20 protein-coding genes are annotated in these 19,502 nt (G+C 44.0%); 9 read left to right on the top strand and 11 right to left on the bottom strand.

Annotated elements, in window-relative coordinates:
- Nucleotides 1-44: 44 nt before the first annotated feature.
- A complete protein-coding gene (gene ettA, locus DB520_RS00610; RefSeq protein ID WP_114747745.1) occupies nucleotides 45-1,724 on the top strand; it encodes an energy-dependent translational throttle protein EttA in 1,680 nt (559 codons plus the stop codon).
- A gap of 98 nt (nucleotides 1,725-1,822) precedes the next feature.
- Here ettA and DB520_RS00605 read toward each other — a convergent pair whose 3' ends face one another.
- The 3 genes from DB520_RS00605 to DB520_RS00595 all read right to left on the bottom strand — a co-directional run bounded on the left by DB520_RS00605 (nucleotide 1,823) and on the right by DB520_RS00595 (nucleotide 4,599).
- Nucleotides 1,823-2,779: a sodium-dependent bicarbonate transport family permease gene (locus tag DB520_RS00605; RefSeq protein ID WP_114747744.1), complete on the bottom strand. Its 957-nt coding sequence runs from the start codon at nucleotides 2,777-2,779 to the stop codon at nucleotides 1,823-1,825.
- Between the two features lie 97 nt (nucleotides 2,780-2,876).
- A complete protein-coding gene (locus DB520_RS00600) occupies nucleotides 2,877-4,313 on the bottom strand; it encodes an NADP-dependent isocitrate dehydrogenase (protein ID WP_114747743.1) in 1,437 nt (478 codons plus the stop codon).
- A gap of 10 nt (nucleotides 4,314-4,323) precedes the next feature.
- The gene (locus DB520_RS00595) at nucleotides 4,324-4,599 is read right to left on the bottom strand and encodes a hypothetical protein (protein ID WP_114747742.1); all 276 of its coding nucleotides are present in this window, start codon (nucleotides 4,597-4,599) and stop codon (nucleotides 4,324-4,326) included.
- Nucleotides 4,600-4,687: 88 nt separating this feature from the next.
- Between DB520_RS00595 and DB520_RS00590 the strand changes: the two genes are divergently transcribed.
- A complete protein-coding gene (locus DB520_RS00590; RefSeq protein WP_114747741.1) occupies nucleotides 4,688-5,611 on the top strand; it encodes a LysR family transcriptional regulator in 924 nt (307 codons plus the stop codon).
- Between the two features lie 288 nt (nucleotides 5,612-5,899).
- On the opposite strand, the gene DB520_RS00585 is transcribed toward DB520_RS00590, so the two are convergent.
- The gene (locus DB520_RS00585; protein ID WP_114748705.1) at nucleotides 5,900-6,280 is read right to left on the bottom strand and encodes a VOC family protein; all 381 of its coding nucleotides are present in this window, start codon (nucleotides 6,278-6,280) and stop codon (nucleotides 5,900-5,902) included.
- 195 nt (nucleotides 6,281-6,475) lie between these two features.
- Nucleotides 6,476-7,585: a DUF6544 family protein gene (locus DB520_RS00580; protein ID WP_114747740.1), complete on the bottom strand. Its 1,110-nt coding sequence runs from the start codon at nucleotides 7,583-7,585 to the stop codon at nucleotides 6,476-6,478.
- 429 nt (nucleotides 7,586-8,014) lie between these two features.
- On the opposite strand from DB520_RS00580, the gene DB520_RS00575 reads away from it, so the two are divergent.
- The 4 genes from DB520_RS00575 to DB520_RS00560 all read left to right on the top strand — a co-directional run bounded on the left by DB520_RS00575 (nucleotide 8,015) and on the right by DB520_RS00560 (nucleotide 9,671).
- Complete coding sequence (locus DB520_RS00575) at nucleotides 8,015-8,722, top strand: NAD(P)-dependent alcohol dehydrogenase (RefSeq protein WP_232834780.1); 708 nt, start codon at nucleotides 8,015-8,017, stop codon at nucleotides 8,720-8,722.
- 96 nt (nucleotides 8,723-8,818) lie between these two features.
- The gene (locus DB520_RS00570; protein ID WP_198675205.1) at nucleotides 8,819-9,115 is read left to right on the top strand and encodes a sulfotransferase; all 297 of its coding nucleotides are present in this window, start codon (nucleotides 8,819-8,821) and stop codon (nucleotides 9,113-9,115) included.
- On the top strand, nucleotides 9,085-9,324 hold the full coding sequence (locus DB520_RS00565) for a DUF433 domain-containing protein (RefSeq protein WP_114747739.1): 240 nt from the start codon (nucleotides 9,085-9,087) through the stop codon (nucleotides 9,322-9,324). The genes DB520_RS00570 and DB520_RS00565 overlap by 31 nt, the downstream gene beginning before the upstream one ends.
- The gene (locus tag DB520_RS00560) at nucleotides 9,321-9,671 is read left to right on the top strand and encodes a DUF5615 family PIN-like protein (RefSeq protein ID WP_114747738.1); all 351 of its coding nucleotides are present in this window, start codon (nucleotides 9,321-9,323) and stop codon (nucleotides 9,669-9,671) included. The genes DB520_RS00565 and DB520_RS00560 overlap by 4 nt, the downstream gene beginning before the upstream one ends.
- Nucleotides 9,672-9,976: 305 nt before the next feature.
- Here the strand turns inward: DB520_RS00560 and DB520_RS00555 are convergent, their stop codons facing one another.
- From DB520_RS00555 to DB520_RS00535, 5 genes are all read right to left on the bottom strand, one after another.
- A complete protein-coding gene (locus tag DB520_RS00555; protein ID WP_114747737.1) occupies nucleotides 9,977-11,446 on the bottom strand; it encodes a glycine--tRNA ligase in 1,470 nt (489 codons plus the stop codon).
- Nucleotides 11,447-11,516: 70 nt separating this feature from the next.
- Nucleotides 11,517-12,449, bottom strand: coding sequence for a mechanosensitive ion channel family protein (locus DB520_RS00550; protein WP_114747736.1), 933 nt, complete (start codon nucleotides 12,447-12,449; stop codon nucleotides 11,517-11,519).
- Nucleotides 12,450-12,505: 56 nt separating this feature from the next.
- Nucleotides 12,506-13,405, bottom strand: a complete 900-nt coding sequence (locus tag DB520_RS00545) for a DMT family transporter (RefSeq protein ID WP_232834779.1) — start codon at nucleotides 13,403-13,405, stop codon at nucleotides 12,506-12,508.
- A gap of 86 nt (nucleotides 13,406-13,491) precedes the next feature.
- Complete coding sequence (locus DB520_RS00540; RefSeq protein WP_114747735.1) at nucleotides 13,492-14,175, bottom strand: 2'-5' RNA ligase family protein; 684 nt, start codon at nucleotides 14,173-14,175, stop codon at nucleotides 13,492-13,494.
- A 6-nt stretch (nucleotides 14,176-14,181) separates the two neighbouring features.
- Nucleotides 14,182-15,204: a hypothetical protein gene (locus DB520_RS00535; RefSeq protein WP_114747734.1), complete on the bottom strand. Its 1,023-nt coding sequence runs from the start codon at nucleotides 15,202-15,204 to the stop codon at nucleotides 14,182-14,184.
- 129 nt (nucleotides 15,205-15,333) lie between these two features.
- Between DB520_RS00535 and DB520_RS00530 the strand changes: the two genes are divergently transcribed.
- From DB520_RS00530 to recO, 3 genes are read left to right on the top strand one after another with little or no spacing between them, the layout of a single operon-like run.
- On the top strand, nucleotides 15,334-15,915 hold the full coding sequence (locus DB520_RS00530) for a thymidine kinase (protein ID WP_114747733.1): 582 nt from the start codon (nucleotides 15,334-15,336) through the stop codon (nucleotides 15,913-15,915).
- Nucleotides 15,869-18,031, top strand: coding sequence for a PorZ beta-propeller-like domain-containing protein (locus tag DB520_RS00525; RefSeq protein WP_157971883.1), 2,163 nt, complete (start codon nucleotides 15,869-15,871; stop codon nucleotides 18,029-18,031). Before DB520_RS00530 ends, DB520_RS00525 begins: the two co-directional genes overlap by 47 nt.
- Nucleotides 18,031-18,720, top strand: a complete 690-nt coding sequence (gene recO / locus DB520_RS00520; RefSeq protein ID WP_114747731.1) for a DNA repair protein RecO — start codon at nucleotides 18,031-18,033, stop codon at nucleotides 18,718-18,720. Before DB520_RS00525 ends, recO begins: the two co-directional genes overlap by 1 nt.
- A 214-nt stretch (nucleotides 18,721-18,934) precedes the next feature.
- Here recO and DB520_RS00515 read toward each other — a convergent pair whose 3' ends face one another.
- Nucleotides 18,935-19,459 carry a hypothetical protein gene (locus DB520_RS00515; RefSeq protein WP_157971882.1) on the bottom strand — a complete coding sequence of 175 codons (525 nt, stop codon included), beginning with the start codon at nucleotides 19,457-19,459 and terminating at the stop codon, nucleotides 18,935-18,937.
- Nucleotides 19,460-19,502 lie beyond the last annotated feature (43 nt).

Raw genomic sequence — 19,502 nt, 5'->3', positions numbered from 1 at the left:
TATTTTAGCATCTTTGTTACTCAACTGAAACCAAACCTTTAATTATGAGTAACGAAAAGATTATATTTTCAATGGCTGGGGTTTCTAAAATTTACCCCCCTCAAAAGAAAGTATTAAAAGACATATACCTTTCCTTTTTTTATGGCGCAAAGATTGGCGTGCTGGGATTGAACGGGTCGGGAAAAAGCTCCTTGCTCCGCATCATAGCAGGCAGGGACAAGGAATTTCAAGGTGAAGTCGTGTGGTCACCGGGATATTCGGTGGGCATGCTGGAACAGGAACCAGAACTTGATTCCGAAAAAACAGTAAAGGAAGTGGTAGAGGAAGCGGTGTCCGCTACAATAGGGCTGTTGAAGGAGTTTGAAGCCATCAACGAAAAATTCATGGACCCAGCATTAATGGAAGACCCTGATGCCATGGACAAACTCATTCAAAAGCAGGGAGAAGTCCAGGAAAAACTGGATGCTGCCAATGCCTGGGAACTTGACGTAATGTTGGACAAGGCCATGGATGCCTTGCGGCTTCCTCCCAGCGAAGCCATAGTTGGTAATCTGTCAGGTGGGGAAAAGCGCAGGGTTGCCCTTTGTAGGCTTTTGCTCCAAGAGCCGGACGTGCTCTTGCTGGATGAACCTACCAACCACCTGGATGCAGAGTCTGTATTATGGCTGGAACAACACCTTAAGCAATATAAGGGTACCGTAATAGCCGTAACGCACGATAGGTACTTTCTGGATAATGTGGCTGGGTGGATACTCGAATTGGATAGGGGGGAAGGTATCCCCTGGAAAGGCAACTACTCCAGTTGGCTGGAGCAAAAGCAGGATAGGTTGAAAAATGAAGAAAAAACCGAATCCAAGAAACAAAAGACATTGGAAAGAGAACTGGAGTGGATCCGCATGTCCCCAAAAGCCAAACAGTCCAAAGGAAAAGCCAGGCTAAACGCTTACGAGAAACTAGTGAGTGAAGAATCCAAGGAAAAGGAATCCAAGCTGGAGTTGTATATACCACCAGGGCCAAGGTTAGGGGCCAAGGTGATTGAGGTGAATGGGGTGTCTAAGGCCTATGGAGACAAGCTGCTGTTTGAGGATTTGTCTTTTTCCCTTCCCCAAGGAGGTATTGTTGGAGTAATAGGACCCAATGGGGCTGGTAAATCCACGTTGTTTAAATTGATTACCGAGCAAGAAAAGGCCGATTCTGGGGATTTTGAGGTGGGAGAAACCATAAGCTTGGCCTATGTGGATCAGGAACATGATGACCTTGACCCTAATAAAACCGTTTACCAACTTATTTCGGAAGGCAATGAATTCGTAAAACTGGGTAATAAGGAAATCAATGCCCGGGCGTATGTGAGCAAGTTTAATTTTGCTGGGTCTGACCAGGAAAAGAAGGTGGGTGTGCTCTCCGGAGGAGAAAGAAACCGGGTGCACCTTGCCATGACGCTCAAAAAAGGGGGAAATCTTTTGCTTCTCGATGAGCCCACCAATGACCTGGACGTGAACACCCTTAGGTCCTTAGAGGAAGCATTGGAGAATTTTGGGGGATGTGCAGTGATCATCAGCCACGACAGATGGTTTTTAGACCGTATTTGCACCCATATCCTGGCCTTCGAGGGAGATTCCAATGTGTATTGGTTTGAGGGTAATTTCAGCGATTACGAGGAAAATAAAAAGAAGAGGCTGGGAGACACCACTCCAAAAAGGATCAAATACAAAAAGTTGAAATAAAAATGTGGTGCCTGGGACTCCAGCTATGATATTTGGGTGAGTAAATACTGCTAGTCGTTTTTTTAGCAAACCTAATAAGCTGTGTTTGCCCCTTAGGTTTAGCCTATAATGTATAGGTATATTGGAAATCCAATGGTGATGTTCAGGGGAAAAGTTATGGCCAGAGCCATGGGTAGGTAGATTCCTGGGTTGGCATTGGGGGCTGCCAAACGCATGGCCGCTGGTACAGCAATGTAAGAAGCACTGGCCGCCAATATGGCAAACATAAAGCGGTCACCAATTTCGGGTATAAAGTACTGAGTAAAGAAGGCCACCAATGACCCGTTGACCAAAGGCAACACTACAGCCAGGGTAGTGGTGAACTTTCCGGAAGTAAGAAAAGCTCCCAACTTTTTCCCACTCACTATGCCCATGTCTAGCAGGAAAACAGCAAGGAATCCTTTAAAGATATCGGTGGTAAAAGGCTTTATACCTTCTGCCTGTGCATCGTTTGCCAAAAACCCAATGAGTAGGCTACCAAAGATCAATAACACACTTCCATTGGTCAAAGCATGCCCAAAAACTTCCTTAAGGCTCATTCCCATCTGCTTTTCAGAGGAAAACCGCTTCATAAGGAAAACCCCAACCACTATGGCTGGTGCTTCCATAAATGCCATCACTGCCACCATGTGACCATTAAAATGCAAATCCAGGGTCTCCAAAAAGGTGACTGCGGTCACAAAGGTAACCGCACTAATGGAACCATATGCGGCAGCTATGGCTCCAGCATTTTCTACCCCAAGCCGTTTTTTGATCAAGAAAAATACGTAGATGGGAATAATGGCCGCCAGGGTAATGCCAAAGAGTATGGCTATTGCTATACTTATATCATTGGGGCTATGGGCGAGTTCCTGCCCTCCTTTAAACCCTATGGAGAATAACAGATAAATTGAAATGAATTTGGAAGAGTTTGGAGGTATGGCCAAGTCGCTTTTCAGCCTTACTGCCACTATGCCCAACACAAAAAACAATAGTGCAGGGTTTGTCAAATTATCCAGTAGTATTGTTAGATCCATTTTTGCCTTTGGTGTGAAATCATGTTTAATTATAAAATGTAACTAATAGGTTGCTTGGGAGATATGCGGTGGCCTCTAAGTCCACCGCATTTACTTTTCACTGACCCTGTCCCAAGGAAAAGGCAGGTTTTCCATCAAAAGCATAAAGATTCTCCGTTTTTATCACGTCCACATTGTTTATCAGGGCATTTTGAAGTAGAATCAAGATATCCTCTTTTTCTACTTTTTTTCTGGACCTAGGTAAAAACCTGCATCTCCAATGATTGGTACAGAATGTTTCTTCAAATCCGTTTGGCCACACCATTACCCCCCTGTTAGTGATCATTTGCAAGGAGAGGTCAGGCAGTTCCATGGCTTGTAATCGCTGTGCCACTTCCTGTGGGATTTTAGCCTTATCGTCCACAAATACATCCACTCCCCAAAGCTCCTTGTGTGCCTGTACATTCTCTTTTAGTTGTGGTAGTTTGAAGGGCTTATTGTTCCCATAGGATTTTCTCGGAAATCTGTTCGGGTTTTCCCCTAAGTGTTGAATGATCGCATCTGCTAATTCTTTGGTTCCTACCATTTGCTTGCTTGTGTCCTGGTGGAAAATATCTGGTGTGTGAATGCCCTTTTCCAAGGTGAAAAGCCAGGCATTGTGGATGAGCTCGGCCGCTTGGTTTTCCCCTATATAATTAAGCATTTGCAAAGCACCCATCAGTAAGCCAGAGGGATTGGCCTGGTTTTTTCCTGCCAGACTAGGTGCACTGCCGTGAATGGCTTCAAACATTGCGCAGGACTCTCCAATATTTGCGGAACCGGCAAGACCCACTGATCCTGTTAGTTGAGCGGCAATGTCTGAGAGGATGTCCCCATATAAATTGGGCATGACAATGACATCAAAAATTTCGGGCTTATCGGCTAGCAAAGCGGCACCAATATCAACTATAAAATGCTCGCTTTCTATGTCTTGATATTCTTTGCTCACCTCCTTGAAGATTTGATGGAAAAGCCCATCCGTCTGTTTCATGATGTTATCTTTAGAGAAACAGGTCACCTTTCTTCTTTGAAAATGCCGGGCGTATTCAAAGGCGTATCGGATGATTTTTTCGCACCCTGGTCTGCTCATTAATTTAAGGCACTGAACCACATCCTGAGTTTGTTGATGTTCAATTCCCGCGTATAGGTCTTCTTCATTTTCCCTTACTATAACCACATCCATTTTGGGGTGTTTGGTGAAAATGAAAGGGTACAGACTGCTGCAGGGCCTAATGTTCGCATAAAGGCCTAGAGCCTTGCGCATGGTGACATTAAGGCTTTTATAGCCTCCTCCTTGTGGGGTAGTGATGGGTGCCTTTAAAAGGACTTTGTTCAGGCGTATGGTGTTCCAAGCTTCCTGGGGAATCCCTGAACTATGGCCATTTAGGTATGATTTTTCTCCGATCTCAATTTCTTCGTAACTAATTTTAGCCCCTGTGGCGCTGAGGACACGAAGAGTGGCCTCCATGATTTCTGGCCCTATGCCATCTCCTTTTGCAATGGTTATGGTCTTCATGTTCCTTGGTTTATATTAGAATTTGGGATACTCTTAAAATGTCGATGGGTTGATTTTTTTGTTGAACCTCGTAGAAATGTTTGTTCAACTCTTCCTTTTTTTCATTGAGCTGCCTTATTTTTTGGGAGATGATCTCTGCATTAAAGTTGTGGTTAGCCTCCCAATGTTGCATAAATTCGATTTTGTATGCATTGATCTTTCTGTCGATCAGGTTGACAATGAGTTCTCTGACCTCTTCGGGTTCGAAACCAATGCTGTGGGTAACGTTTGAATTTTGTATTCGCATAGTTTTTTTGTTTTAGCTGGCGCAAAAGTAATTTCAAAGATTCATAATTTTTTATTTATAATTGTAATGATAAACATAAGTAATATTTATGCATTACACTTTGAACCAATTACAGATCTTCCTGAAAATTGTCCAGACTCAAAGTATTACAAGAGCTGCGGAAGAATTGCATCTTACCCAACCAGCAGTTTCTATTCAACTCAAAAAGTTTCAGGATCAATTTGATATCCCTCTGACAGAGGTGGTAGGCAGGAGAATTTATATCACGGATTTTGGTAATGAAATAGCAGATGCGGCGCAAAATATTATTGATCAAGTCCATGCAATTAATTATAAAACTCTGGCGTATAAGGGACAATTGACGGGACGATTAAAGTTGTCAGTAGTTTCCACTGGTAAGTATGTCATGCCCTATTTTCTCGCTGATTTTATTAAAAACCATTCAGGGATAGAGTTGCTTATGGATGTAACCAATAAGCAGAGAGTAGTGGAAAGCCTGGAAAAAAACGAAGTGGATTTTGCCTTGGTTTCCATCCTTCCAACCTCATTGAACGTGGAGAAACTGGATTTGCTTCAAAACAAATTGTACCTGGTGGGACACTCGAAAGTAACCATTGAGAAAGGATGCAGCACTAATGACACATTCAGGAACCTGCCATTGATATTTAGAGAGAAAGGTTCCGGAACCCGGCAAACCATGGAGGGTTATATTACTGTAAACAATATATCTATACTTAAGAAAATGGAATTAACTTCAAACGAAGCCGTCAAACAGGCAGTTTTGGCAGGATTGGGATGTTCCATTATGCCATTGATAGGAATAAGGAACGAACTCCATAATGAGGATTTGCAGATATTCCCTGTAAAAGGCCTCCCGATAACCACTACTTGGACCTTGATTTGGGTAAAAGGGAAGAAACTCTCCCCTGTCGCTTCATCGTTCCTGGAGTTTTTAAAGCGCGAAAAATCACGAATTGTGCAAGAAAAATTTAATTGGTATGAGTTGTATTAACTGCCGACCGTTACTCGCACTTTCTTGAATAATGTTTTTCGCTACTTTAGCGTATTTGTACAGATACCCTGGCTTTCGAGGAAGAATTTAGTTTAGGGGAATTTCAAGATTTACGAAGAAAATAAAAAGACTGGTAGATACCACTCCCAAGAGGATTACGTATGAGAAGTTGAAATAAAGGAAAAACGCCAAGAGGGGAAGACTCTTGGTGTTTTTTTGGTTTCTTACCGGAATAAAAAGAGAATTTTTATGTCCTAATGCCCAACCCACTGAATAAAATACATGTTTTCATTTATCCGAGTGAAAACCAATCGTATTGCCTTCGGTATCCGTTGCGATTCCACAAAAACCATGGTCTCCAATAGAGAATTTTTCTTGCAGCACCTGTCCTCCTGCTTCTTCAACCCTCGAGAGTTCGGTGGCACAGTCATCACACGTAAAATAAACGAGCGTCCCGCCACCTCCAGGCTTAAAATCGCTGGTTTTGCATAAGGCCCCGCTGATATTGGCCCCTCCTTCTTCCCATGGAAAACTCAGCATTTCCAAGTCGCCAAATTCTCCGGGGGTTTGCATGGGGACCATGTTGACTTTCAACACATCTTCATAAAATTTTTGGGCGCGTGGCATATCGTCCACGTAAATTTCCACCCAAGTAAAAGGGTTTTTCATGGGCATTATAGTAGAGTGAATTATAATAAAACACAAAAATAAAACAGGTTATAAATATAGTTTAAATCATGATCAATAACTACCATAAAAGTGTGCTTTAATTATCGACAGTTATAACGAAAAGCATGTTGATTCTAAAGACATTTGCTAAAATTGCAGCAGTGTCTATCCTGAACGGTTGACCTGCCTTTATCCTCAATTGTCATGGACCTCGCTTATGTCATTATACCTAATATCCACAATCTCCAGCTTAAGCCATGTCCAGTCCCCCTCATCTAGTCTCCATGTGGCGGACATTTTAGAAGGGACCCGGATTCCCTGAAAACTTTGATAATCCTCCACTTCCAATACCCATTCCTTTCGCTGGGCATCCTTTTCATTTCCCCTGAATCGCATGGCGGAAAACCGGACAAATTCACCCTCTGTATTAAAGTGAAAAATCCCGCTTCCTGTAGTACCCTTGTAGTTCATGGTCGCCTTCACTGAAGTTTCGTCAAGGGTTTCCCAGGTAATATAATCGCTCAGTGCTAGGGATGGAAACCATACCAGTTCGCCCAAATAGCGTTGTAGACTGCCTTCGTCGATTTTTTCTCCCTTTTCCTTTACCACATCGACAAGCCCACTCATCTTGATCCACATTTCTCCTTTACCATCTACAAACTTATCCCTGCCGCGAAAGACCAGGAATGGATTCATCTGTACATTCACTTCCCAAAGGAATGCGGGTTCTTCCACGGTGGAATATTGAATAGCCGTTGCGCTATTCCAACCCTTTTGGCCAGGGTTTAATTGCATTTCCGCCTTTTGAACCACCTTCGCCACTCGGATCATGGGCTTTCCAACAGCCCCCGAATGATGCAGCCATTGTTGAACAGGTTCCGGCAATTCGACAATATCCGCTGCTTTAAGCAATTTTTCTGGCGTAGACAACGTGTTGCCGAGCAGGGTTGAGGTTTCAAGGTTGACCTGCCTAGTAAATGCTGTATTCCCCATGGCAATAAAAGCGGTAATGAGGATAAGCACGTTCGGAATAGTGCCAAATTTGGCGTCCTGCCAAAAGTAGATGATAAGCCCCTGGGAAATAATCACCGCAAGCAGCCCCACAAGTCCAGCATAGGCACTATTCAGGTAGTACAGTAGGCCAAATGCCAAAAACAACAACGCAGCAAAGATCCATACCGATCCAGTGCCCCTGGTAATGTGTTGCTCCAAGGCCTTCACCTCCGCAATTTCAAACGCCTTTACAAAGCCGAGCAAGTGAATCAGCCCGTGCAGGATCACAATGATGAGGAATACCGTTTTCATTAGCTAAAGGTGTGCTATAAATCGAGTGAATATAGGCCAAAAGATGGAAATAGGCAATGGGGAAAGTTGGGAAATTGGTACTTTGAAAACTTGGGGAGAAAAAAAGGATTGAAGAAAAAATGCCGACAAAAAATAGATTGCTGGCATTTTTAAATGGGTTCAAATTAGGATTCACATGTTGATACACTCCACTTTTAGGTATCAAATTAGTGCGCTACACTATTCCTTACGGAAGGTATAGCGAAGGCCGATATTTGCCCTGATGGTAAGTTGAGAATTGGCGATCAAAGGTGTGCCCTCCCTAAGAATCGAAAATTTATGAATAAATCAGTCATAAAAACAAGCCTCGCATCTGAAACCCATAACTATTTTTTGAATTAGGCCCGCTGGGTGTTTTGGTGGTCTCTAATTCTCTATAAAATAGGTTCAATGCCAAAAAATCAACTTTTTGATGATTTTCCTGAATTCACTATTGGAGGCAGACATGGTGGCTTTGCTGACTACGTTCGCAGCCATTGGTCTTTGGCAATATCGCTACCAGAGGGTATCGATCTGGATAAGGCCGGCCCACTTCTCTGTGGGGGAATTACCGTGTTTAATCCAATCATTCTCGCCGGAGTCAAAGCGACTGACAAGGTTGGCGTCATCGGCAGAGGGGGCCTGGGCCATATGGCACTCAAATTCCTAAACAAGTGGGGTTGTGAAGTCATCGCTTTTAGCTCCAACCTGGATAAAAAGAACTCCATCCTTGAAATGGGAGCATCCAAGGTTGTGGATTCTACTAATCCCGAGGAACTGGCAAAAATCGCCGGAAGTCTGAATTTCATTCTGAATACGACCAATGTTACGTTGGATTGGAATTCGTATCTGACAGTTCTAGCTCCTAAAGGAAAATTTCATAATGTAGGAGCGGTTTTAGAGCCTCTGGCTATACCTGCATTTTCTCTAATTACGGGAGAAAAGTCTGTCACTGGAAGTCCTCTCGGAAGCCCGGCCTTGACACGGACTGTGTTGGAATTCTGTGTAAGACATGACATTTACCCGATTACAGAAGAATTTCCCATGTCTCAAGTCAATGAAGCCTTAGAGCACTTGGAATCAGGAAGAGCCCGTTTCCGAATCGTCTTGAAAAACTAGAAGTTAAGAAAGTCCTATGATTGACTCCATTTAAATTGAAAGGGGTATACCGAAAACCGATTTAGAGTTGGCAGATAGCAAACAATAAGAGTTACTATGGAATTGAAAGATATTGGATTAGATCTGGGAAGAACCGGCACCTATTCGTTGAAAACAGCACTGGAACAACTACAACTGGGTCTGTGCCACCACATGGAGCGTGTGGCTCAAAACATGTCCGTTCAACTGCCCCTATGGAATGAGCTATTGAATCATCCGACCAACTTTATCGCTGTTTATGAAGGCATTCAAAGTGCCGTTGATTTTGGTACTTACGCAATCTACAATAAAAATTTTAATGTAAATTTGTATAAAACTGACAAATGGAAGCACTACTTAAACGGATTGAGTTAAATCCTGAAATATTGGCCGGAAAGCCTGTCATCAAAGGCACCCGATTGTCCGTTCAGTTCATTCTTGGATTGCTTGCCCATGGAGAAACTCCCCAGTCAATCATTGAGGAGTACAATTATATAACAGAAAAAGATATTCGGGCCTGTTTGCTTTTTGCCAATGAAGTTATGGAAAATAACTTTTTCACTCCTTTTTCACATTCAAAATGAAATTTATTGTGGATGAATGTACCGGCCCGACTGCTGCAAAATGGTTGTCTGCTGAAGGTCATGATGTCATTTCAATTTCCCCGGATAGAAAAGGGATTTCGGATAAAGAAATTCTTAAAATAGCTGTAAGTGAGGAGAGAATTTTGATTACCAACGACAAAGATTTCGGTGAGTTGATTTTTAAAAAAAGGCAGTCTCATTGCGGTGTTATTTTTTTGAGACTCACTGACGAAACCGCAAGGAACAAGGTATTAGTTTTAAAAAATCTGATCCAAAACCACCAGCAAATTATTGAAAAAGGGCATTTTGTGGTTGTGACTGAAAAAAGTATTAGAAGCATTGGATAGACTGGGAAGAATTCTGGGATTTGGTGAATGCCGCAACAAAGCCAAATTCTTGACGCTACTCAAACAGGAAAATTCAGATCTAACAGTCAACCTACAAAAAAACATACGGATATCAGCCCGGGATCTCCTCCATCGATAAAAGGGAAACCAGGGAATAAAATCCCCTAAAAAATTAAAACCTTGATTCCAAAAGTGGTGTCAACACCAAACTGCATCCCGAAAAAAAAGGAATTAAATGAAATCGATGTGTATTCTTATATCTAAATTAATCCACCTAAAATCCGCAGGATTTTAGGTACTTACAATTACCCCATGGCCTCAAACACCCTTTTAAAACTACAGGCTTCGCTGAGCCTGCCATGCAGCTCGGTAATAGGAACTCGCTCTTGTTCTGTAGTATCCCTATGGCGGATCGTTACCGTATCGTCCTCTATCGTTTGGTGGTCTACCGCAATGCAATAAGGGGTGCCTATTAGATCCTGTCTTGTATAGCGCTTGCCTATGGAGGCAGCTTCCTCATAAATAATGTTGAAATCGTATTTCAAGTTGGCCACAATCTCCCTGGCCTTGTCCGGCAACCCATCTTTCTTCACCAATGGCAATATGGCTGCTTTTACGGGGGCCAGTGCGGGAGGGAACTTCAGGTACACCCGCTTTTTTCCTCCCAGCTCCTCTTCGGTGTAGGCGTTGCAAAGCATCATCAAGAAAAGCCGATCCGCCCCTATGGAGGTTTCGATCACATAGGGCACATAATTCTGGTTCACTTCGGGATCAAAGTACTGCTGCTTCTTTTTGGAGTATTTCTGATGGGCCATTAGGTCAAAGTCCGTGCGGCTGTGTATGCCTTCCACCTCCTTGTTGCCAAAGGGAAATTCATATTCTATATCCAAGGCGGCATTCGCATAGTGGGCCAGTTTGTCATGGTCGTGTCTCCTTAGTTTTTCGGAAGGAATACCAAGTGCCCGGTGCCATTTCATGCGTTTATCCGCCCATTCCTTGTAGTATTCCAGCTCCGTACCTGGCCTTACGAAATACTGCATTTCCATTTGCTCAAACTCCCGCATACGGAAGATAAATTGCCTAGCCACAATCTCGTTCCTAAAAGCTTTTCCGATTTGGGCGATGCCAAAAGGTACCTTCATTCGGGCTGTTTTTTGCACATTGAGGAAGTTCACAAATATGCCTTGCGCTGTTTCCGGTCTCAGGTAGATGGTACTGCTGTCATCTGCCACAGACCCTACCTGAGTACTGAACATCAGGTTAAATTGACGGATTTCCGTCCAGTTTGCGGTTCCACTCAGTGGGCAGGTGATTTCCTCCCTGATCATTAGCTCCCTTAAAGTTTTAAGGTCTTCGGCATCAAGGAGCTTGCCCATCTCCTCCAGTAGGGCCTTTGCTTTGGCAAGGTCTCCGGCCTGCTCATATTGGGCGGCCTTGTCTTCAATCAGCACATCAGCCCTGTACCTTTTCTTGCTGTCTTTATTGTCCACCATGGGGTCATTGAAGCTGTCCACATGGCCGGAGGCCTTCCAAGTGGTGGGATGCATAAAAATAGCTGCATCCACCCCTACGATGTTTTCGTGTAGGCGGGTCATGGACTCCCACCAAAGTCGCTTAAGATTGTTCTTCAGTTCTGTCCCATAAGGGCCGTAATCATAGACAGCCTGCAGACCGTCGTAGATTTCCGATGAGGGGTAAACAAACCCATACTCCTTGGCATGGGCAATAATATCTTTCAGTAGGTTGGTCTCCTGTGTTGCTTCCGTTTTTGCCATAGCCGCAAAATTAACCAATTTAGTACAGCTTACAAGCATTTTTAGTAGTTACACTCGTGTACTAGAAGGGCTATTTGGGTGGGCTTTGAGGCTTTTTGCCAGGATTGTTGGAGGGATGGACTTGGTCTTGGTGAAGCATAACCGTGGAGGTAGGGTATGCGATGCGAATATTGTCCTCAGGCCCTAAGCGCTCTAAGATGGACTCGGTAATGGCATGGTTGAGCATCCTGCGCTTTTTGGGATTACAGAGGTAGCGCATGGATAGCTGAATTCCCCTTTGCGTGATATCGGTATATATCATCGGAGTAAACTGTTTATAGACAATCAAATGGTCATGCTTGGCCTTTCTAAAAGCTTTTTCGGCCAATTTCAGTTCGTCCTTTAAGTGGGTGTTCAGTATATCGAGTAAGATAGCCTTGGCCTTTTTGAAGTCACTGGTTAGCGTGATATATATGGTTTGTTCGTTCCAGATATAACTAAATCCCATGGAGTAATTTGCCTGTGGGTCCGTAAACACTTTTCCATTTGGGATGTGGATTACCCTGCCGGTGCTTTGATCCGCATCCACCCAATTTCCGATTTCCAGCAAACTCAGTTGAAAAAGGCGTAGGTCAATCACATCCCCCTTAACATCTCCGATTTGAATGCGGTCTCCTACATCAAAAGGTTTTCGAAGGTAGATAAATGCCCAACCCGCAATGTTCACAAAGATATCCTTTAAAGCAATGGCAATACCTGCCGAAAGCAAGCCAAGGAAGGTGGTGATGGATTGGAAGTTGTCCACCCAAAGGTTTCCTATGATCAATATGCCAATAAAAAAGGAACTGTACTCAATGACCTTTCGCAAATGATACGTCTTGCGCATCTCATCCGACTCCCCCCTGTAAATGAATCTTACAGATAACCGGTTGATTAACCACAAAGCCACTATTATTGCCACTGTCTTTAGCAGCCTATGCAGCAATTCATTATCCCACTCTATATCTGTAATAAAATCAAACATTCGCTAGCAATCTGAAAATCCCACAAATCTAACAAAATATATCATTCACTTTCGCACTATCTCCTATTCCCAACCCATACCCCAATAATTACCGCCAAAATGCCCACATAATGCCAAGTTAATAGGCTTTCCCCATCCAAGACTCCCCAAAATATAGCTACAAGCGGTATGAGATAGGTGACCGAGGCAGCAAATACAGGGCTGACCAATTTCACCATCACGTTGAAGATGATGAGGGCAAGAGCGGTGCCAACCACCCCAAGTAATAACACATAAGCACCAGCCAACCACCCCCCTTCTACATGAACCAACTTAAATGAAAAATTGGTGAAGGCAAAAAGATAAATTGCTGCCATGGGCAGCACCATCATCAGAGAAATGGCTGTAATAGCCACAGGCTTCAAGATTACAAATTTGTACTTGATGATGTTTACATTAAAACCATAGCATACGGTGGCCAGTATCACAAAGAAAGCATAGGCATTGATTCCAGATAGGACGTCCCACCCCTTGTCTGCTTTGAAAAGCACCAATATGCACACCCCTAGAAGTGCGATCAGCAGCCCCCATCCGTTTTCCTTACTGATCCTGGATTGAAAAAGCCAAGCCCCAACCAGAACTACCATCAGCGGGGTAAGGGCATTGATAACCCCGGTAATTGAACTCGGAAGTTGGGTCTGTGCCTTGGCGAATAAAAAGGCAGGAATGAAACTTCCTACAAGTCCCACGATAAACAAATAAATGACTTGATTTTGATTCAACCGTTTAACCCTAGGTATGGATAGTGGCAACATAACTAGGCCTGCGGCCACAATCCTAAAGGCTCCCACCTCCCCTGGGGAAAACACTAATAAGGACTTTTTTATAAGGATAAAAGAACTGCCCCAAATCAGTGCAAGCAAAATTAGCAGGCTCCAGCTTTTCAGTGAATAAGTAGGGGAGTTGGTAGTTTCCACAAGTTTACCTGGTGTATATGGTAGTGATTTTTAAGTGTATCCAAAAATAGGCAATCCGAATTTATTCCCACTCACCTTTCTTCAAATTACTCCAAGGAATATTTTTTCAGCAATTTTACTTTTTCTTTTCGCTGGTACCAATCATTAAATACAAATTCAAACTCCTGCACCTTAAAGCTCCCAAATAACCGTTCTTTGGACTTTTCTATTGCTTTTAAAAAATGCTCTTGATTTTTTAGGGGTTGTCTAAACCTCAGTACCGTGCTATGTGCCGTTTGCAGTTTGTATCTTTTATCTAGGGACTGGGGCAAATCAGAATCAGCAAAAACCAGTCTCAGGTTCTCTCTTAACCGATTCAACGGATCCCCTTGGGGATAGCCTTTTACCATGATGGCAGCTGAAGAAAGCACAACCCCTTGAAATGAGACCCAAAAAGGGGGGATATTCCTTATGGCATCAGCGATTAAGGGGAAATAGTCGGAAATGGTAACCTTTTCAAGTGAAAAACCCGGCTCACAAGAAATGATGGGCATTATGGTCACATGGGCATCCCCGAAGCCATAATAATATTGATCCGGCTCCATGGATGTTAATTCCTGCAAAAAATTCTCCACCATTGCCCATGCCTGAGGAGAAGGCCTAGCCAGGAGAGTAAGTCCATAACGATCATCCACAGGATCATCAATCAGGGGATCCGGACTCACCCCAGAAGATAGGATCTTCTTTAGTGCATCCTCATGGAGGCGGTCGTAGTACGCTGAAATGTCCAAAACTATTTATTTTCCGCTGTCAAATTTTCTAAAAATCATTTGCAACAGCTCTTGGACCTCCTCGGAATTGACGTCCCAATTCAAATCCTGTACATAAGATTCATTTAGCATTTCTACGGCTTCCATGAAATTGTCCATGGCATCGATTTTTTCCAAAGCCTGCTGCATGCGATCGGGATCCCCATCGAATAGCGTTTTGGTAAACATAAAGCGTTGGTTGATGGCAATGTCCCTGCTCAATTGACTCACGCTACCCTGCATCAGCCCATATTCTTCTTTTTCAAATTTGGCCCAGGCCAAGGCAGGGTCTATACCCTCTTCCTCTTCGGACCTAGGCTCCTGGTATTCCTCCTTATTAGGGCGGTCCTTAGGCGCTGAATCAATGTTCAGAGCAGGTAAGGGACCCTTGTGGTCATCAGATGGATGTAATTTGCTGTGGTTGATAGGTAGGGTTTTTTCCAGTTGTTCCAAGAGGACCAACCCATCACTGTTGTCCCTATCTCCAAGCCATCTTTCCAGCTCTCGGAAAAGGGAATCTTTTTCGGCATCTACCTTTACCTTACTCTCTAGACTTTGCCAAACTTCTGACCTCCATTTGATGTATCTTTTATTGTCAGCTAGGTATCTGGCTAAGTCCTCCCCACCTTTTTGGATTTCGGTTTCAAAAAACTTTCTGGGTTCGGCTCCCAGCAGTACTGTGTCTATTACCGCCTGTTCCAGCAGGGGCTCAAAATTCTCTCGATTTACCCTAATGGCATTCGAAAGGGAGTTTTTAAAAGGGACAAATGCTTCTTCCACCTTTGTGTCCCCGTAATTAAAATAGGGGCTCTTTTTCAACTGGGCTATTTCTGTCTGCCATCTCTCAAAAAGTGCCTTTATTACAAGCAAGTTTAGCTGCCTGCATGAAGTCAGGTCCACGATTTCACTTCCTCCGATATGCTCCTTTTCCTCAAAAAAGGACGAACAAATTTTTTTAGCGAATTGCCTAGAATAATCTTTTAAGTAATTTTGATCGGTGATTTTACCCATAGCGGCTGTCTTGACGGTGTTTTATTAAAGAAAAATAATGGACAAAACATAGGCCAAAAGATCCTATGCCTCGGACATTTGGGTAAATTTAGCCAATAATTCCAAATCAGGTCAAAGAAAATTCCTTGCATGTTTATAGAGCCTACCTTTCAACGCCCCAAAGAGAAACGCGGACAAATCGAAGTGATCTGTGGCTCCATGTTTTCCGGAAAGACGGAAGAGCTAATCCGAAGGCTAAACCGGGCTCTCATTGCCAAGCAGCAAGTGGAAATTTTCAAGCCTGCCGTGGATAAGCGATATGATGAGGAACATGTGGTCTCCCATAACGAAAATAGCATAAGGTCCACCCCGGTGCAATTTGCCGATGATATCATGTTGCTGGCGGGCAACTGTGATGTGGTGGGTATAGATGAGGTGCAGTTTTTTGACCAGCAAATTGTACAGGTGGCCACCCAGTTGGCAAAAGCAGGAAAGCGCGTGATTCTGGCTGGGCTGGACATGGACTTTGAGGGAAAGCCCTTTGAACCCATGCCTCAATTAATGGCAATTGCCGAATACGTGACCAAAGTACATGCGATATGCATGAAATGCGGGGAGCTAGCGGCTTTTAGTTACCGGTTAAGTTCCGGCAAAGAAAAGGTGATGTTAGGGGAAAAGGAAAGTTATGAAGCCAGATGTAGAGCATGTTTTTTTGAGAAAGGCCGTTCTTAGTGGGCTTATATTGCTGATGCCGATACTTCTGGTTGCACAGGGAGACATTCCTGTAGGGAGTTGGCGCTATCATCTTTCCTATAGGAATATCCTCCAGATAAGTGGTAGCGAAACATCTGTTTTTGCTAGGGGGAATAACAGCCTGTTTTATTGGACTGACAATGCACAAAAAGCGCTGGCGCTGAGCAAGTTGGATGGCTTATATGGACAAGATTTCCAGCAAATTCTATTTGACCCAGCCACAAATTCCCTTTTGGTAGTATATACTGATGGCACTATAAATTTTGTGAGGGAAAACCGAATACTGAGACTGGACGATATCAGAATTAATACTCTCATCAGGGATAAGACGGTACATAGGGTAAAGTTGGCACAGGGCAAGGCCTGGCTTGCAGCAGCATTTGGCATTGTATCGGTGGACCTTCAAGAGGGCTTTATAGATGCGGCCTTCCTCAATCTTGGACCTAATGGTGAACCTCTGCCTATCCTGGATGTGGAGATAAGGGAACAACATATTCTTGCCCTAAGTGAAAATGGACTTATGGAAGGTAGGCTTGGTACCAACTTAAACGATTTTAACTTGTGGGAGAGAAGAAGCCTTCCTTTTTTTGGGCAGCGCATCCTACATTGGCAGGATCAAAATTTCTATTTGGATGGGGATGGGCGCATACTTATGGAAGATGCACAGGGGGCAATTGATTGGATCATTGGGACTGTTGACATCCAAGACCTAAAAGTCATTGGGGATAGGCTTTTCTTTAGTCGGGAAGAAGTAGTATATGAGCTCTTTTCTGATGGAGGGTTTGAACCAAGGGTGGAAATCGATGTCCCGATCTTGGATTTCCATCTGTTGGACCAGGTATGGGCACTGGCTACTTCCAACAAAGGGCTGATACTTCAGCCTCCGGGGAATACCCTGATTCCTGGAGGTGTAACAAACCCTTTTCCAGTTTTTATTTCTGGAAGAAGTACCACTTTGGCGATTCCGGGAATTCCTAGGGAGGGGGATCCAAGCATTGACCTTTTTGTAGAAGGCACTTGGCGAAATTTTCCCACCTCATTCACCGTATATGCTGCCGAGGCAAACGGGGAGGGCTTTTACTTGGGTACCTCTAAAGGTCTTTATAGCTTTAATGGTTTGGAAGTGGCTCCTGTGCCTTTGCCTGAGCCGTATCAAGATCGGGCCTTACATGCCTTGGCTATCGATCATTCTGGAAGGTTATGGGCAGCCAGTAACACTCCAACTACACAACTATGGCGTAGGGACAATTCCGGACGCTGGGAGTATTGGGATTTGCCCCAGTCGGTAGAAAAATTATTGGTGGATAACTCCGGGAGGCCCTGGCTTCTCCACCCTCCTGGTCCTATAAGGAACCTTAGGCTTTTTGACCCAATATCCGGGCTGAACAGAACTTTTGGAACTGAAGGCAACGCGGGAGGAATGCCCACTTCACAGGTGAGGGATATCAGCCTTGATCCTTCCGGGAATTTGTGGTTGGGGTTGTCCCAGGGAATCGCTTATCTCTTTAATGCGGGAGCTATTATGCAGGAGTCCGCAGTGAATGCTGTTGCTCCTCTCCTGGATGGCAGGCCCATATTGTCAGGAACTTCTGTGGAAGCTATACGTATTGCCCCTGATAGAAGCCTATGGGTAGGAACGCAAAGTGATGGTTTATGGCATTTTGCGGCAGATGTAGAAGTCGTTCTTTCCCACTTTACCACCAGCAACTCCCCACTGCCTTCCAATGATATTTCGAACTTTTCCATTCATACACAATCCGGTGAGCTCTTCATTTCCACTCCCAAAGGAGCCCTTTCCTATAGGGGGGAAAGCATTGGTCCAAAGTCTAAATTGAAGAATATAAAAATCTTCCCCAATCCCGTCCGACCCAATTTTAGCGGCTTGTTAAGCATTGAGGGGCTCACTGATTATTCCATGCTTAAGGTAGCCACCAGCAGCGGCAGGGTAGTTGCCTCCATGCCTGTTGCAGGTGGGAAAGTAACATGGAACCTCCTGGATCCGGGAGGAAGAAGGTTGTCCCCAGGGGTTTACCTGGTTTATGTATTAGACGAACAAGGCCGGGAGCGGGCGGCTGGAAAATTTCTGGTGCTATAATGTTAAAAAAAACCAAAGGTATCGTACTTAGCTACCTTAAATACAAGGAAAGCTCCATCATCTGCAAGGTGTTCACCCGAGAACTGGGGCTGAGAACTTACCTTGTAAATGGGGTACGGAGCCAGAAATCCCGCGGAAAAACAGCTCTCTATCAGCCTCTAACTCTGCTTGACCTAGTGGTGTATGAACGGGAGGGTGGAAATATACAGCGTGTTTCTGAGGCAAAGCTAGAGCATGCCTTTGTGCGTTTGCCTTTTGATTTTTATCGTTCAGGAGTGGCCATGTTTATGGCGGAGATTCTAGGTAAGGTAATCTTCGAAAACTACCATAACGAAGGTTTATTTGATTTCGTGGAAGGTAAGGTTTTGGACCTGGATGCGGAGCAAGTGATTTTGGGGAATTTCCCCTTACAGTTCCTAATACAGCTTTCTGGGTTTTTGGGTTTTGAGCCCTCCGATGCTAGGGAGTTTTACGAGGAACTTGCTGTGGATAAAGCCAGCCCCACTTTTAAGGAAAGGGTATCGGCTCTGGAAACGCTGCTAGGCGAACGGGTTTTTTCCAAGCCTTCAAGGGCTGTAAGTCAGGAGTTGATGGATGACTGGCTGAAGTTTTATGCCATGCATATGGAAACATTTAAGGAAGTAAAATCCTTGGAGGTCTTACGTTCCTTGATGGACCAAAAGAGATAGGATCAACGAAGGGACATTAGGTTCTTTTATCTGTTAATAATTGATTTTCATTGGTATCACCTGCCAGACAGGTAGCTCTCCCCTAGCTCGATTCGGGGGACTTGTTTCGGGAGCCTGTGCCGACACTCGGAAGAATCTCGCAACCTCAATAATTTACCTGTGTGACGATCCCATCATGCTCGATTTCCTCATGCTATTTTTCAAAAATGTCCCTTTAGTCCTTCTTGATTACTTTTACCGGGCTGATACCGGGTATGCCGTTACTGTGTTCGTAAACATCATAGCCTCCCTGTCGATTTGGCTTTAGGGATTGGGAAGGGGAAATATTGGGAAGTCCATTGCTGTGTTCGTAGATGTCATAGCCACCTTGCTGGTTGGGTTTTACGGACTTTGAAGGGCTTATATCAGGTAATCCATTGTTGGTTCCATACACCTCATATCCACCTTGGGAATTGGGTTTAACTACCTTGGAGGGGCTTATTTCAGGAATGCCATTTTGAGTATCATAGAACTCCTTTTGGCCGGAAGGCTGGACCTTGATTACTTTGCTGGGACTGATTTCCCGGATGCCATTCTGGTGCTCATACACATTTAGTGTACCTGGATTGGTACCGGGTTGAATTGAAGTCTTTGGTAATGGAGAGGCTATTCCGTTTTGAGTGGGATAGGTATTGTAGGTTTGTGCGGACAATGTCCAGACAAATAGTAAGGTAAATAGCGGTAGGAACAATGTTTTCATGGAAAAGAGCGGTTACTATAAATAAGTTTACGCATTTTTCACA

It is taken from the genome of Pleomorphovibrio marinus (assembly GCF_003347495.1).
In the GTDB taxonomy this organism is placed as follows: domain Bacteria; phylum Bacteroidota; class Bacteroidia; order Cytophagales; family Cyclobacteriaceae; genus Pleomorphovibrio; species Pleomorphovibrio marinus.
Note: the sequence above shows the minus strand (reverse complement) of the source record. Positions and strands in the feature narration are given on the sequence as shown.